Below are 14166 nucleotides of genomic sequence, written 5' to 3'. Positions count from 1 at the left end.
TTATGAAGAATTATGATATTTGCTGTTCACGTGAATTTTCATTCTCCGATGCCAGATTGTCCAGGATTTTTTCCGTTGATCCTGTATTTTCTTCTATGGAGAAAAATCTCCGTACTGATGACAACGGATTTTTGGGACTGTCTATTACTCAACTTGAGGCGCTTTGGGTCACGAAGGTCCTGAGGAAAATTGGTGTTGAAGCGTATCCAATTTGCAATAAATATAGATTGAGTAGTCTTAGAAAAGATGAGGCTAGGGATATCGCAAAAAATCATCTGGTTAAAATTCAGAAAGAAACGGTTGGATTCGATTTTCAAGAGTTGCAAGACGCTCCTGCAGCTTGGTGGATTGATAAAATTGCGTTCTGTTTTTTTTCAAAATCTGAAAAAATGGCGCTAGATGATATATCTCCGCCTGGCGTAATTGTATGTGTTGATCGTATGAATTTTACGGTGATGGAAAAGGAAGATCTTTTATACGCAGAATTGCCAATAATGCTTATCGAATAATTTTTCTAGTGTGGACCATTCCAGGCATATAAATCGCGGCCCGCATCGACGTACTACCACTACGGCTCATGATGGTAGACCCCTGAGCGAGAAGCCCATTAGTAAGGTAAAGGTTAATGACGAATATCATTTTCTTTTGGGGGGGAAAATCACGATGCTTTTTCTCCACGATGCCTATCTGATAAATTAAATAATTATGATATTAGTCCATTGGCATGTTTACTCTACGATGATGGTGGGGTTTCTTATTTAAAGTCTATAGAAGTGATAGATGAGGGTTTGCAGGAGGTACTTTTCAGTCCTTCATCAAGAGGCTATTTTTAGTAGTTGGAGCAGAGAATCTTGAGCAGTAAACATTGAACGTTCTGAAGTTGAAATCTTTTCGTTGTACGAAGAAGCTTGTCTTGAGAAGATTTCAATAAATAATTTTTATATCATTTTGAATGCTTGGCGTGAATTCGTGCTTTCTGGCCCAGTTGAAGTAGAGAAAAAATTTAACTTTTCAGACTTTACTTAAAGAACTATCAGGGTGATGATTCATTCAAAATAAATTAGCAGGGACTTTCTACGGTTCGAGCAGAAACACGGCCCGCAAACGCAGTCAACCTGAAGCGACTACTGGGAAAAGTAAGTCAAGGGAGGATGCACTGAAACCAGGGTGGTTACTACTCGACCTGACGGCTCTACCGAAGTGCAGGTTTTGGATTCATTAGGTAACGCCCAGCCTGTCGATCCACCAAAATAATTCTTCGTATTAAAAATATGTCGGAAGCTACACCGTGATTCGTGACGTGATGGGCCAGTCAGAATATTGGAATAAGTGGGTTAAGCATAGTCAGGATCGTGTAATAAAAATGCGTTCACTTTTAGCTGCGCCAAGCCTGAATCCACTTATGACCTTCAGTACGCGCTTGATGCTGCATTTGAATTTCTCCGGCTAATATATGAGCGTTATTCGCACGGAGATTCTCTTGCTGAGTTGGGTTCGAATTTCAGCGGCGTGAATGACATGTGGGAACTGTCCAACCGTTTGGCCGAAGCTGTATGTAAAGAGCACAATCTGAATACCTGCCGCGATTGGATATTCGAGCTTAGCAATTTGAATCACTATAACTGGTGCTTCTGGTTAGTTGGGCTGGCGCTTACACTAGAGATTCCAGATGAACAGTGGAATCGTCTGGTGACATTGATCGGCACAGCTGGGCAGGATGAGCTGCTCGACCGCGTCATGGCGGCCCGCCAAAAGGACCGGACCATTGGCACCCAACTGTTGCATCGTAAACCTTATGCGAGATTATTGAAGTCCATCGAGGCTTTGCCTGAACATCGTCCCCAACTGCTACGCGAGTTCGTGGATAACTGGTATTCCGAACTGGCTCGTAAAGGCAAAGACGAAGTGTGGTGGTACGACTACGGCGATCCGGTAAAGAATCCGCTTGATAGAGGAAGCTATTTTGGGCGTTGGTGCGTCGAGGCTGCCGTTGCGGCAAAAGCGTTTGATATAGACGATACGCTCTGCTTGGGACATGAACATTATCCCGGCGACTTGTTGCGTCCAAACGGACCAAGCACGCATATCAGTCGCGTCACGCCGAAACCTGGCTTCTTTAAAATACTGTTCGGTGACTAAAATCCTACGCGTTGGATGCTTATTTTGATTATTGCAGGGATCGGGCTTTAAAAGGTGGTCATTCACACAGCGAGATAGTAGGGTATGTGTCCTGTGTTTTTGAAGGCGGATTCGAACGTTCAATTGAAAATTTGATGTGGGATGTTGTTGTTTTGGTTATCTCTGGTGGATGGTATTTTGATTGGGATGCTAAGCTAAGAGAAAATATTGCGAATCGGATAAGAGCTGATGGGCTGGATAACATCTTAGCCGGAGTTCCCAACGATGAAGTTGATGTATTTGTACGCGACCTTAAGCTTGTTGGCTTGATATAAGCAGGGAGCGCTTTGATAGGCCGTGCTGGTTTATGGGTACCCCGGCTGTGGCTGTCTATGACCGAATGACTCAGTAATGATCTCAAATTTTAAATCACTCATTGTTTTCAAATTATCGCTGCCATTAATCTTGCTTGGGCTGCTGGTTTCGGGTTGCGCAACTACGCCTCCGGCGAAGCCGCCAGGGCTTACGGACGCTGTGCCGGATAATAGTTCGCGGATCTGGATGCGCTCCACCGGAATGCCGATGAATGTCGATTACTCGATTGGCGCTGCGGACCTGACGTGCAAGGACCTGCAAAAAGTAGGTACGGTGCGGGACAAGGGCGAGAATGTGCTGCTGCCGTGGATCGTCAAGCTGACGGAGAAGGTGAGCAGTGTTTCCGATCAGCTTGAAGCTTCGGTGCCGGCCGGCCAGGCGGTTCAGGTTGCCAGCTACGGTAACTGGCAGGACACCAAATCCAAGGGCAACTGTGGACCCGTAATTATGTCCTTCCTGCCCGAGGGCAAGCATACCTATCTTGTGGAGTTTGTCTGGCAAGGAACCGCCCGTTGCATGAGCCGCGTGTATGATGTGACCGACCCGGCGTCGAAGGTGGCTGTGCCGACAGTGCCGAGGACCTGCCCACGTTCGGTTATTGATATCTGGTTGGGACGCTCCGGCCTGTAAACTCCTGGAAGAAAAACGGGCTGCTGCGCGCTTGAGGCGAACGGAGGACGGTAATCTTAAGGACGCGCTCAGAAAATTTTGGATGAATTGTCATGAGCAATAAAAAACCGACCAAGCAATTGATACCATTTGATGCAAGCCGGTATTTGCATGACGACGTTGTGGCTGCCGAGTATATGACGGCGGCGCTGGAGTCGGATGATCTGGAGTTTCTACTCAGCGTCTTAAACGATATCGCGAGGGCGCGTGGGATGGCGCAGGTCGCGAAAGATGCGCGTACCGTTTAGATAAGGAAGCGGCATGAAAGAAATCAGTTTCCGAACTGGGCGCGCGGTACCAGCGCTCGGGCAGGGCACGTGGAATATGGGAGAGAAGGCGGCGCGCAAGCAGGATGAGGTGCGGGCTTTGCAGCTTGGCCTCGATCTTGGCATGACGCTGATCGATACCGCCGAGATGTATGGCGAGGGCGGGGCGGAGGAGGTGGTGGGCGCCGCCATCGCTGGGCGGCGTGATGAGGCGTTCATTGTCAGCAAGGTGTATCCGCATAACGCCAGCTTTGACGGTGTGCAGCAGGCTTGCGAGCGCAGTTTGCGGCGCTTGAAGATCGAGACCATCGATCTGTACCTGCTGCACTGGCAAGGCCATCACCCACTCGCCGAAACCTTCGACGGCTTCGAAGCGCTGAAGAAGGCCGGTAAGATCAAGGCCTACGGCGTCAGTAATTTTGATCTCGAAAACATGGAGGAGGCGCAGACTTACGGCGCGCCGGCCACCAATCAAGTCTTGTACAACCTGATGAAGCGCGGGATCGAGTTCGATCTGCTGCCGTGGGCACGTGCGCAGGGCATGCCTATCATGGCTTACTCGCCGCTGGAAACCTCGGGCCGCGAGCAGGCGGCGTTGCTGGATAATCCCGGCCTCAGGGCGGTCGCCGATGCGCATGGCGTCACGCCGGCGCAGGTCGCGCTGGCCTGGGTGCTGCATCAGGATGGCGTGATTGCTATCCCCAAGGCCGTCGATCCTGTACACTTGCGCGCCAACCGCGCCGCGGCTGATCTGCGGCTTTCCACCGATGATCTGGCCGCATTGGATAAGGCATTCCCGCCGCCGCGCCGTCGCCGCGCGCTCGACATGCGATAAATGAATAAATTGTTATGCTAAATCGACTCAAGCAGCTGTTTTCATCGAAAGACATCAGCAACCACGTTCTGCTCAACGCTTACTGCACGGTGGGCGATGTGCCCAAGCCAGCCTTCCCGCACGTGATCAACGGCCGCCGCGACCTGTCCGGCGGCGAGCTGGCGCCGCACCTGAACGGCATGATGCATCTGCTGGCCGATCAAGGGCAGGGCGCCATGAGCCGCACCCGCTATCACGTGATCCGTCACCTGCAACGCACGCAGCACCATATCAGCCTCGCCGTGGATCCAGCCCACATGGCCGATTTTCACGCCTGGGCGGAAGCGGCCAACGCGATTGTCTTCATGGACGATGGCAGTGTGCGTGATCCGCAGGGGCGCGTGCTGCTTGCGGTCACTGGCGATGGCGATCCCAATGCGGTGGTGCCTTATCCTCCTCAAGCCTGGCAGCGCAAGGCGCGCAGCGAGCAGCAGCTGGCCGCGCGCAAGGTCGACGTGCCGGCCGATTTGCCGCCGCTGGTGTCCGAGCCGGAACTGCGTCAGCGCCAGCCGGAAGACATCCTGCGCCGCATGCTGGCCTTGTTCGTGGTGGCCATTCGCGCTGAATCGTTGACCAGCAAGACGCCGATCACAGTGGCCGACCTGCGGCAGCGCTTTCCGCCAGCCTTCGCCAATCTGACCGACGCCGAACGCGCTTTCCTCGCGCAGGAGACGCCGTCCGAACACGAGATCGCGCAGTTCTTGTGGCGCTACGAGGCTATCCTCGTGCTGCAATGGGCGATTGGGCTGCAAGCCGAACTGCCGTTCGCGGATGCGATCTGTGATGTGTCGGCGATCTCCAGCACGGTGATCGATCGCGGCACCGAAGGCTTGCGCAAGCAGCCCGTCGCGCGTTCCGCCACCGAGCTGCTGGACGTGCTGGACCTGCATTACCGCCAGCATTGGGCCAGCCGCCAGGCCATTCTGAAAAAGATGCCGGCTCCCGCCAACCTGAACGACGGCGTGCTGCAAGAACGCCACCACGCCCTGAACTGGTTGGTGCGCTTCGAGGATCGCGACTGGGACGATGTCGATACGCCTACCTGAGTTAAATCTATGAGCCTGCAATCTGTACGCGCGTTTTTCGACGCGCGCGATATTCAACTGCCCATCATCGAGACCGAAGCCAGTACCGCCACCGTGGCGCTGGCTGCGGAAGCGCACGGCGTGGAGCCGGGCCGCATTGCCAAGACGCTGGCGTTCCGTGTCGCCGATGGCAAGGTGATTCTGCTGGTGGCCAGCGGCGTCGCGCGCGTGGATAACCGCAAATTCAAGGACGCCTTCGGCAAGGGCAAGATGCTGTCTGCGGAGGAGGTGGTGGAACTGACCAGCCATCCGGTCGGCGGCGTTTGCCCGTTTGGCCTGCCGCAGCCGCTGCCGGTCTTTCTCGACCATTCGCTCAAGAACTTCGATGAGGTGTTGCCGGCCGCTGGCTCGATCAACAGCGCCATCCGCATCTCCCCGGCCATGCTGGCCGCCGTCACCGAAGGGCAGTGGGTGGACGTCTGCTAAGCGCCTTGTTACGATAGGTGTTTTACCTATCGGGAGCGCGGGATGAAACGCAACTTGGCAATGTTGGCGATGGCGGCGGCGGTCAGCACGGCGCACGCCGCGGTGGAGCGTATTCAAGTAGTTGAACGTGTGCCGTTCGCGCCAGGCGTCAGCTTTGGCGAGTACGGCGCGTATGAGAAGATACGCGGCATCGCCCACTTCGCGCTCGATCCCAAGGCCGCAGCCAACGCCGCCATCGTCGATCTGAAGAAAGCCCCGCGCGACAAGCAAGGCCGCGTGCTGTTCTCCAGCGAGTTTGTGCTGCTGCGCCCAACCGCCGCGCAGCCGACCACTTTGCTCTACGATGTGAACAACCGCGGCAACATCGCCATCCTCGGTCAGGTCAACGGCCGCAGCCCGGCCAACAACGATCCCAGCACCGCCGCCGATGCCGGCGATGGCTTCCTGATGCGCCATGGCTTCTCGCTGTTGTTCTCCGCCTGGACGTGGGATGTGGCGCCAACCGTGCCGGCCGCTGGTACGGCGCCGCGTCCGCTGGTGTTCGCGCCACCGGTGGCCAAAGGTGCCAAGGGCAAGGTGCAAAACGAATTTACCGTCAATGCGCCCACCGACATCGTCACCTACGCCGGCATGCGGGGCCTGACCTACGAACCGGCCACGCCCAACGACCCGCACGCCCAACTGACCGAGCGCACACGGCCCGACGACAAGCGCAAGACCATCCCGCGCAGCGCATGGCGCTTCGTTGAACCTGAGTTGAAGGGTGGTCCGGGCCGCGTGCAACTGGATGGCGGCTTCAAGCCGGATACGATTTACGAGATCACCTACGTCACCAGGGATCCTTACGTCACCGGCGCGGGCCTGGCCGGCATCCGCGACCTGCTGTCGTACTTCCGCGACCATCCGTTCGAAGGAGCGCCTGCGCCGCGCAATGTGCTCATGTTCGGCATCAGCCAGTCCGGCCGCCTGATCGGCCGCATGATGCGCGATGGCCTCAACGTCGACGAAGGCGGCAAGCTGGTATTCAGCGGCGCTTATCTGCAGGTGCCTGGCGCCGGCGGTTCGGCGGGCTTCAACAGCCGCTTCGCCCAGCCGACCCGCCATCCGTCGATGATGGAGGAACACGACTATCCGGCCGATGCCTTCCCGTTCACCAGCATGCCGACGCGTGATCCGGCCACCGGCAAGACTGCGTCCACGCTGGACAAGGCGCGCGACAAGCAAGGCAATCTGCCCAAGCTGTTCTACGCGAACACCTCCACCGAGTTCTGGAATCGCGGCGCCTCGCTGATCGCCACCACCCCGGATGGGGAGCGCGATGTGGCGCCGGCCGACAATGTGCGCATCTATGGCTTCATGGGGGCGCAGCACTACGTCGGTCGCTCCAACAAGCGCGCGCCGTTCACCGCCTGCGTATCGACCAGCGACCATTATCTGCCTATGCGCGCCCTGATCCTGGCGCTGGACGACTGGACTGTCAAAGGCACGCAACCGCCGGCCAGCGCCTACCCGCGGCTGGCGGACGGCACGTTGACCACGGTGGCCGATTACCGCGCCATCTTCCCGAAAGGGCTGGGTATCACGCCGCCGGAGCAGAACCTGCGCGAGCCACGCCTGAACTTCGGCCCGCGCTTCGCCAGCCAAGGCATTGCCGATATCGTCCCGCCAAAACACGGCGACGATTTCGAAACCCGCGTGCCGACGCCGGACGCGGATGGCAACGACAAGGGCGGTGTGCGTCTGGTCGAGCTGCAGGCGCCGCTCGGCACGCACACGGGCTGGAATCTGCGCGCGCCGGACACTGGCTTCGCCTGGGCCACCTCGCGCTTCGACGGCAGCTTTGTGCCGTTCGCCCGCACCGAAGCGGAGCGTGTGGCCGCTGGCGATCCTCGCCCAAGCCTGGAAGCGCGCTACCCCAACCGGGATGCCTACGTGGCGGCAGTGCGCGCGGCGGCAGAACGCCAGGTCGCCGCCGGCCTGCTGCTGGCTGAAGATGTCGAGCGCACCATGAAAGAAAACGTCGGCCTGTATGACCGCATCCTCGCCCGCGATCCAGCCGACGCGGAGTGCGGTTATTTGTTCGCGCAGTGATCGCGCGGGCCACCGCGCTTAGTTGATGCTGGCCTGCGGCGTATAACGTGACGCTGGCCGCGCCGGGCCAACCGCATCGCGCAGCACTTGCCGCATGTGCTCGCGGTGGCGGGCCTCGTCCTCGTTCGCTGGCGGACCGGTTGGGGGCTGGGAGGCTTCCGCCAGCGCTTGCGTGAGATAGGCATCCTCGTTGCCGAACCATTCCTCGTAGACCTTGGGGCCCAGCATGCGCAGGCGCAGCTGGCGTTGCTGCTGCTGCCAGCTCGCCAGCCGCCCAGGATCGGGCCGTTCCTGGAAGTTTTGGGCGGCCAGCAGCGTGTCATGCTCGGCCAGGTAGGCGCTATAACTTTGCGCCAGTTGTTCGGCATCGCGCGCAGCCGCAGGCGGCAATGTGCGCCGCAGATGATCGGTCAGCGCCTGCAGGCGGTCCGCGTCGCTGCGCCCCAGCAGGTAGTAATCCATGATCTCGCGCAGCGCGAAATCGGCGATCAGGTCTTGCGTGTCGGTCAGCGCGATCTCGATTTGCGAACCGGGATCGCCATTTCCCAGCTCACGCAGAAAGCGCGCGGCGGCCGCTGTCGGCGCGCGCGCTTCCGTGGGCGGCGCGGCGGCTGGCGCTTCGGCTGTCGGCTGCGGGACGTACACCGTCACCGCCGCCAACAGCGCCGCCGCCACGCCGGCCAGTACGTGGCGCTGCCGCATCAGTAAGTCGGCCAGCCGTTGACGAAGGTCAGGTCATTCATGAACAGCACGCCGTTGTAGCCGTTCTGGCTGTCCAGTTCATGACGCGCCATCACGCCGTTGCTGACCGATTCGCCGCCCGGCGCGATGAAGCGTCCGCCACCCGCGTCCAGCGTGGTGCCGCCACCATTCAGCATGTTGACGCCGTTCTTGTCGAGATAAGGACCGGTAATGCTGGTCGAACGGCCGTAGGAGATGTGATAGGTGCTGTTGGCGCCCGCGCAGCAAGTGCCCTTGGAAACGAACAGGTAGTAGTAAGAACCGTTCGACATGATGAAGGCATTCTCGATGCCGCTGCTGTCGGCTGCCAGATGGTAGCGCGAGCCGATCGGCTTGAGCGTGTTCGCATCCACGCGGGTGGTGTAGATGCCGGTCCAGAACGAGCCGTAGCTCAGCCAGGGCTGGCCGGCTTTGTCGACAAAGAAGTTGGGATCGATGGCGTTGAAATCACCGCCCGGTGCCGAGGTCAGCACAACGCCCTGGTCGGTCCAGTTGCCGGTGGCGATGCTGGATGCCGTCGCCAGGCCGATGGCCGATTTCTGCGAACCGAAGGTCGAGACGGCGTAATACAAAATGGCCTTGCCGTTCCAGACATGGACATCCGGCGCCCATACGGTCTTGCTGTTGCCATTGTATTGCCCCCACCACGACAGGCCATTGCCGAAAATGCTGACGCCCTGTTTCCAGGCGTGGCCGTCGGCCGAGTATTTGACGCCGATGCCGGTGTCGCTCGTTTCAACGATCCACCAGGTACTGTTTTCCTTGTACAGGTCGGGGTCGTGGGTGACGAGGTCACCGCTGAGGGTCCAGGTGGCGGCTTGCGCCGACAGGGCGAGCAGGGCGATAGCGCACGCCGCCCCTTGCTTCAGGTGCTTGAACATAAGGTCTCCGTTGTTGTGTTTTGTGTCTTTTCATGCTGCGCCGCCGGTCGGGCGAGCGTCCAATGACTTTTTGTTCGCGCGCGATGCGCGGAATCGTATCGCTGTTGTACTTTGATTACAAAGAACAGAATGGCACCGCTTCCATGTGCTGAGCACGATTGCTGTTTACTGTAGTTCTGCTACATTTTGTGCGGGAGACATTGTTTCCCGAATCATAACTACACTGGAGATCGCACATGACAATCATGAAATCGCTGCTGGCGGCCGGCATTTTGGCCGGCGCCGCAACGGGGCCGGCGCACGCCGCCTTCAACCCGGCCGACACCTCGGTCCAGATGTTCCGCTGGAAGTGGAACGATATCGCCAAGGAGTGCACCAACTGGCTCGGGCCGCAAGGCTTTGGCGCGGTACAAGTCTCGCCGCCGCAGGCCTCGGCCAGCTTGGGCGCGTGGTGGGACGTGTACCAGCCGGTCAACTTCGTTTCGTTGAAAAGTAATATGGGTACAGAGGCCGAATTCCAGGCCATGGTCAACACCTGCCACGCCGCCAAGGTGCGCGTGTATGTGGACGTGGTGGTCAACCATCTTGCGGCCGGCGCCGGCACGGCGACGGATGGCTCGACCTGGAATTCGTCGTCGCTCACTTATCCGTACTTCAGTGGCAGCGATTTCCATCCGGCCTGCGATATCGCAGGTGGCGATTACGGTTCGCCCGGCAACCGCTACAACGTGGTCAACTGCCGCCTGAGCGGCCTGCCGGACCTGAAGACGGAAGGGACCTATGTGCAAGGCCAGGTCAAAAACTTCCTCACCAAGTTGATCAACATGGGCGTGGACGGCTTCCGCTTCGACGCCGCCAAGCACATGCTGGCTTCCGACATCACGGCCATCCTGAACGGCGTTACGCGCACCACCACCTCCGGCGAAACGCTGTGGGTGACGCAGGAGGTCATCCCGGACAGCAACGTGGTGCGCTCGGATTACTACCCGAATGGCACGCTGAACGAATTCCAGTTCACCTATGCGATGAAAGCCGTGTTCCGCAACGAGAACGGCGCCAACCTGTCGCAGATCCGCTCCATCATGGGCACCCCGGGCAACTGGGGCGGCACCTGGGGCTTTGTGCCGAGCGATAAGGCGACGGTGTTCGTCAACAACTGGGATACGGAGCGCAACGGCAGCTCGCTGGTGGCCAGCAACTACGTCTCGGGCACCACCAACGACACGCAAGGCACCAAGCGCTACGACCTGGCCAACATCTTCATGCTGGCGTGGCCGTACGGTTCGGCGCAGCTGCATTCCGGCTTCCGCTTCACCAGCTACGATCAGGCGCCGCCAAGCGCCAGTCCGTTCGACGCCAGCGGCAATCCGCTGATTAACCAGAACTGGGACTTCATCCACCGCTGGAGCGATATCGCCAACATGGTGGCGTTCCGCGCCGCCACCTCGGGGCAGGGCGTGGATTACTTCACCAATGGCACCGGCAACCAGATCGCCTTCGGCCGTGGCGCCAAAGGCTTTGTCGCGATCAACAATGAAAACGCTGTGTGGAACGCGACGCTGCAAACCGGACTGCCGGCGGGGACTTACTGCAACGTGGTGCATGGCGTGCTGAACGCCGCCGGCACCGCGTGCGGCAGCGACAGCGTCACCGTGGGCAGCAATGGCGTGATCAGTGTGAGCATTCCGGCCAATGGCGGCTCGGTGGTGCCGGCGGTGGCGCTGCACGTCAATCAGAAAATCGGCGGCAGCGGTGGTGGTGGCACTTGCACCTCGGTGCCGGTGACCTTCCGCGTGGCGAACGCCAATACGGTCTTCGGCCAGAACGTTTATGTGGTCGGCAACCTGGCGCAGTTGGGCAACTGGGTGCAGGGCAGCAGCAATCAGTTGAACATCGAAGGCAGCGGCGCCAACGTGCCGTGGTCGCGCACCTTCCAGTTGCCGCCGGCGACGGCCTTCCAGTATAAGTTCATGAAATACGGCGTCAGCACCGTCTGGGAGAGCAATCAGTCGACTGCCAGCGGCAATCGCGAGGCCACCACGCCAGCATGCGGCGGCACGCTGACGCTGGACGCGGGCAGCTTCAAGTTCTGATCAGTGGATGTTGGCTGGTACGGCTTTTTCCTGCTGTACCAGAATAAACGGGCTGACCACGCACGCCCACAGCTGGGCGTGCGTGGTCAGCCATTCCTGCGCCTGTTGGTCGCTGACTTTGGCCAGCAGGCCGGCATTCATCCACTGGCTGATGTTGGCCTTGTCGTCGTGTGAGATACGCACGGCGACATCCACCAGATCCAGCGAATTGGCCACCCACACCACGTTCCCCTGCGCGAAATGCTTGAGCAGCTCGGTCCAAGGCAGGCGTGCTGTTTCGCGGTTTACTTTGTCGCGGAGTTCGAGGTCTTTTTCTGGTTTGGTTTGCATGTTTAAATAATTTCTATCTTCGGTACAGGGCCACCTTGCCATGTTAACCGATAGGCCGCGCCTTTGCGAACATTGCCCACCAGCGCGGGGCGGAAGCAGGCGAGGTTAGTGCCGCCCGCGTGCCGCACGCTCGGGTAGATGATGCCCAGCGAGCCGCTGTCCAGCAGGCGTTCGGCCAGCGTTTGCGATGCGATATAGCTGTCCGGCGACAGGCAGTCCTCATAGCGCGCCTGTCCGCGCAGGTCGTGGAAGCTGGCGGTGAAGTCGGCCAGCATGCATTGATACTGCACGCTGTCGTCGAAGCGGTTGATCTCCGCGTATTCCACCGCCTTATGGAAGCTGACTTCCGCCAGCGCGGTCTCGGCATCGAACGCGCAGTACCACGCGCCACGGCGGCCGTCGTTGAAGCGGCTGCCCTCGGGACGGGCATAGGTGAAGGCGGCGTTCACGATGCGGAAGTTCGGCACGCCAAACACCAGTTCATCGACGTTGATGCCGGCCGAGCCGCTGTTTTGCGCGCGCAGGCGGGCGTTGGTGGCGTTGTCGAGCTCGAACAGGTCGCTCAGGTGATCGTCGCTCTCGGCCAGCGGCGCGAGGACGGAATCCTCCAGGTCCGCGAAGCGGGAGGGCAACAGGCGGCAAGTGTCGAACTGGCGCAGCGTGGTCAGGGGCAGGGATGGAACGAGGCTGACCGGCACTTACAGACCTCCGCGGCGCGCGTCCAGCAACTGACGCACGGTTTGCATGGCCAGCAGGCCGCCGCCCAGCATATAGGCCAGCGGCGTGCGGCCTTCGAAGATCTGGTTGTTGTTGGGCAGGCTGATCCATTCATCGGCCAGCTTGTCGCCGTAGATGATGTGCAGCGCCTTGTAGATACCCAGCAGGTAGGAAATGCGCGTGATACAGTCGACTTCCAACGTGCGTTCCGGATTCTTTTTCCAGTCGTAGTAGGCGCTGTTGGACAGGCCGCCCAGCAGTTGGCGCGCGTCCTCATCGCGCACCTTCCAGGTGGCGACCAGCTTGAAAAAGCCCTTGAGGGCCGACTTGGACAGCCGCTCGCGCTCGGCCTTGGCGTTCAGATCCACCAGTACGGTCGGTTCGAAGCGGCTGCGGGGGTAGGCGTAGTTGAGCATAAATCCTCCGGTAATGGAGTCTTTATACTCCTTTTTCGGATAAAAGGCAACCGTGCTAGTATTTTCCGATCCACAAACAGGGAGATCACAATGAAATGGATGGCTTTTCCGCTGGCGGCGTTGCTGACCGTAGGGGCGCATGCGGCGCCGGTATTCACTGGCATACAGGAGGAAGTGGCGAATGTGGAGCGCGCGTTCGCGGCCACCATGAAGGCGCGCGACCATGCGGCGTTTGTCAGTTTCCTGTCCGAGGAGACGATCTTCGAGACCGGCGAGCGCGCCCAGCGCGGCAAGCAGGCGGTGGCGGACGGCTGGAAGAAGTTCTTCGACAAGCCGGCCGCGCCATTCTCATGGGAGCCGGACCAGGTCGACGTGCTGGCCTCCGGCACGCTGGCGCGCACCTCGGGGCCGGTCTATGCGCCGGACGGCAAGCTGATCGCGCGCTTCAACTCCATCTGGCGGCTGGAAGCGCCCAAGACCTGGCGGATAGTCTTCGATGGCGGCAGTGAGGTTTGCCGGTAGGTATGCCATTCTGGCTTTTACAAGTGCATGTTGATAAAGCGACCGTTGCTCAGATTTAATTCCTTCACCCACATCCGGATAGCCTCATCTCCGAGATGGGGTGCCATATTTAAAAAATGGACAGCAGGACGCCAAAATTTCTGCCCGAATCTCAATATTCCATTGAGTTGTATATGTCTACTATTGGCTGTGGATTCAACCGGTCGACGCAACACATCGTTTAAATCGTTGAGCCGGCGTATCGTAGTATAGCGTCTTTCTTGGCCGACCGTTTAACCGAATTGCCACCGCGTCGAGCTCTCCCTGAGATACGTTCGATAGGTCGAGTCCCATGAATCCGCAGCCGAACGCCGCCGCATGGCTGCTCAAGAATCATCAGTCAAATTTCAACGCTTTATCTAGCGCGCTTTCAAGATCTTCAAAGGACAGGTCTTTAGCTGGACTGACCTGATCGGAACTTTGTAGCTATGCGGCTGGTTAGTCTTCATGATATTTTTACACATGGAGGCTAGATGAAGAAACGATTTACCGACGAGCAGATTATTGGGATTTTGCGCCTGGC

General features: G+C 58.7%; 16 protein-coding genes and 1 pseudogene. 12 read left to right on the top strand and 5 right to left on the bottom strand.

Annotation, left to right across the window (positions count from 1 at the left end):
- Positions 1-2 precede the first annotated feature (2 nt).
- The 10 genes and pseudogenes from FHW83_RS21410 to FHW83_RS21370 all read left to right on the top strand — a co-directional run bounded on the left by FHW83_RS21410 (position 3) and on the right by FHW83_RS21370 (position 7904).
- Entirely contained in the window at positions 3-509 is a 507-nt protein-coding gene (locus FHW83_RS21410) for a hypothetical protein (RefSeq protein ID WP_176648388.1), read from the top strand.
- A gap of 937 nt (positions 510-1446) precedes the next feature.
- A pseudogene (locus FHW83_RS31100) lies at positions 1447-1680 on the top strand (PoNe immunity protein domain-containing protein); the annotation flags it as partial.
- Positions 1681-1689: 9 nt separating this feature from the next.
- Positions 1690-2139 carry a PoNe immunity protein domain-containing protein gene (locus FHW83_RS30855; RefSeq protein WP_373997248.1) on the top strand — a complete coding sequence of 150 codons (450 nt, stop codon included), beginning with the start codon at positions 1690-1692 and terminating at the stop codon, positions 2137-2139.
- A gap of 11 nt (positions 2140-2150) precedes the next feature.
- Complete coding sequence (locus tag FHW83_RS21400) at positions 2151-2453, top strand: hypothetical protein (RefSeq protein ID WP_176648387.1); 303 nt, start codon at positions 2151-2153, stop codon at positions 2451-2453.
- A gap of 247 nt (positions 2454-2700) precedes the next feature.
- The gene (locus FHW83_RS21395; RefSeq protein WP_176648386.1) at positions 2701-3123 is read left to right on the top strand and encodes a hypothetical protein; all 423 of its coding nucleotides are present in this window, start codon (positions 2701-2703) and stop codon (positions 3121-3123) included.
- Between the two features lie 92 nt (positions 3124-3215).
- Positions 3216-3410 carry a DNA-binding protein gene (locus tag FHW83_RS21390; protein WP_176648385.1) on the top strand — a complete coding sequence of 65 codons (195 nt, stop codon included), beginning with the start codon at positions 3216-3218 and terminating at the stop codon, positions 3408-3410.
- A gap of 13 nt (positions 3411-3423) precedes the next feature.
- Positions 3424-4263, top strand: coding sequence for an aldo/keto reductase (locus FHW83_RS21385; RefSeq protein ID WP_176648384.1), 840 nt, complete (start codon positions 3424-3426; stop codon positions 4261-4263).
- Positions 4264-4277: 14 nt separating this feature from the next.
- On the top strand, positions 4278-5348 hold the full coding sequence (locus FHW83_RS21380; protein ID WP_176648383.1) for a DUF4272 domain-containing protein: 1071 nt from the start codon (positions 4278-4280) through the stop codon (positions 5346-5348).
- Between the two features lie 9 nt (positions 5349-5357).
- The gene (locus FHW83_RS21375) at positions 5358-5813 is read left to right on the top strand and encodes a YbaK/EbsC family protein (RefSeq protein ID WP_176648382.1); all 456 of its coding nucleotides are present in this window, start codon (positions 5358-5360) and stop codon (positions 5811-5813) included.
- Between the two features lie 42 nt (positions 5814-5855).
- Complete coding sequence (locus tag FHW83_RS21370; protein WP_176648381.1) at positions 5856-7904, top strand: alpha/beta hydrolase domain-containing protein; 2049 nt, start codon at positions 5856-5858, stop codon at positions 7902-7904.
- A gap of 18 nt (positions 7905-7922) precedes the next feature.
- Here the strand turns inward: FHW83_RS21370 and FHW83_RS21365 are convergent, their stop codons facing one another.
- Together FHW83_RS21365 and FHW83_RS21360 are read right to left on the bottom strand one after the other, a co-directional pair.
- The gene (locus tag FHW83_RS21365) at positions 7923-8606 is read right to left on the bottom strand and encodes a hypothetical protein (protein WP_176648380.1); all 684 of its coding nucleotides are present in this window, start codon (positions 8604-8606) and stop codon (positions 7923-7925) included.
- Positions 8606-9526 (bottom strand): family 43 glycosylhydrolase, encoded by a 921-nt coding sequence (locus FHW83_RS21360; RefSeq protein WP_176648379.1) that lies wholly within the window; start codon positions 9524-9526, stop codon positions 8606-8608. Before FHW83_RS21360 ends, FHW83_RS21365 begins: the two co-directional genes overlap by 1 nt.
- A 236-nt stretch (positions 9527-9762) precedes the next feature.
- Between FHW83_RS21360 and FHW83_RS21355 the strand changes: the two genes are divergently transcribed.
- Positions 9763-11619 carry a carbohydrate-binding module family 20 domain-containing protein gene (locus FHW83_RS21355; protein ID WP_218106388.1) on the top strand — a complete coding sequence of 619 codons (1857 nt, stop codon included), beginning with the start codon at positions 9763-9765 and terminating at the stop codon, positions 11617-11619.
- Here the strand turns inward: FHW83_RS21355 and FHW83_RS21350 are convergent, their stop codons facing one another.
- From FHW83_RS21350 to FHW83_RS21340, 3 genes are read right to left on the bottom strand one after another with little or no spacing between them, the layout of a single operon-like run.
- On the bottom strand, positions 11620-11949 hold the full coding sequence (locus tag FHW83_RS21350; RefSeq protein WP_176648378.1) for a DUF2288 domain-containing protein: 330 nt from the start codon (positions 11947-11949) through the stop codon (positions 11620-11622).
- 2 nt (positions 11950-11951) lie between these two features.
- Positions 11952-12647 (bottom strand): RES family NAD+ phosphorylase, encoded by a 696-nt coding sequence (locus FHW83_RS21345; RefSeq protein WP_176648377.1) that lies wholly within the window; start codon positions 12645-12647, stop codon positions 11952-11954.
- Positions 12648-13082 (bottom strand): antitoxin Xre/MbcA/ParS toxin-binding domain-containing protein, encoded by a 435-nt coding sequence (locus FHW83_RS21340; RefSeq protein ID WP_155465591.1) that lies wholly within the window; start codon positions 13080-13082, stop codon positions 12648-12650. It lies immediately after the preceding gene.
- 90 nt (positions 13083-13172) lie between these two features.
- On the opposite strand from FHW83_RS21340, the gene FHW83_RS21335 reads away from it, so the two are divergent.
- Positions 13173-13604 carry a DUF4440 domain-containing protein gene (locus FHW83_RS21335; protein WP_218106387.1) on the top strand — a complete coding sequence of 144 codons (432 nt, stop codon included), beginning with the start codon at positions 13173-13175 and terminating at the stop codon, positions 13602-13604.
- Positions 13605-14166 lie beyond the last annotated feature (562 nt).

This window comes from Duganella sp. SG902 (assembly GCF_013376005.1).
In the GTDB taxonomy this organism is placed as follows: domain Bacteria; phylum Pseudomonadota; class Gammaproteobacteria; order Burkholderiales; family Burkholderiaceae_D; genus Rugamonas.
The sequence above is the reverse complement of the archived record's forward strand: the minus strand, read 5'-3'. Positions and strand labels throughout refer to the sequence as shown.

Coding starts and splice junctions, on each gene's coding strand:
- FHW83_RS21380 (WP_176648383.1), top strand. CDS start 4,278: ATGCTAAATCGACTCAAGCAGCTGTTTTCATCGAAAGACATCAGCAAC.
- FHW83_RS21385 (WP_176648384.1), top strand. CDS start 3,424: ATGAAAGAAATCAGTTTCCGAACTGGGCGCGCGGTACCAGCGCTCGGG.
- FHW83_RS21350 (WP_176648378.1), bottom strand. CDS start 11,949: ATGCAAACCAAACCAGAAAAAGACCTCGAACTCCGCGACAAAGTAAAC.
- FHW83_RS21360 (WP_176648379.1), bottom strand. CDS start 9,526: ATGTTCAAGCACCTGAAGCAAGGGGCGGCGTGCGCTATCGCCCTGCTC.
- FHW83_RS21370 (WP_176648381.1), top strand. CDS start 5,856: ATGAAACGCAACTTGGCAATGTTGGCGATGGCGGCGGCGGTCAGCACG.
- FHW83_RS21390 (WP_176648385.1), top strand. CDS start 3,216: ATGAGCAATAAAAAACCGACCAAGCAATTGATACCATTTGATGCAAGC.
- FHW83_RS21410 (WP_176648388.1), top strand. CDS start 3: ATGAAGAATTATGATATTTGCTGTTCACGTGAATTTTCATTCTCCGAT.
- FHW83_RS21365 (WP_176648380.1), bottom strand. CDS start 8,606: ATGCGGCAGCGCCACGTACTGGCCGGCGTGGCGGCGGCGCTGTTGGCG.
- FHW83_RS21395 (WP_176648386.1), top strand. CDS start 2,701: ATGAATGTCGATTACTCGATTGGCGCTGCGGACCTGACGTGCAAGGAC.
- FHW83_RS21355 (WP_218106388.1), top strand. CDS start 9,763: ATGACAATCATGAAATCGCTGCTGGCGGCCGGCATTTTGGCCGGCGCC.
- FHW83_RS21375 (WP_176648382.1), top strand. CDS start 5,358: ATGAGCCTGCAATCTGTACGCGCGTTTTTCGACGCGCGCGATATTCAA.
- FHW83_RS21340 (WP_155465591.1), bottom strand. CDS start 13,082: ATGCTCAACTACGCCTACCCCCGCAGCCGCTTCGAACCGACCGTACTG.
- FHW83_RS21335 (WP_218106387.1), top strand. CDS start 13,173: ATGAAATGGATGGCTTTTCCGCTGGCGGCGTTGCTGACCGTAGGGGCG.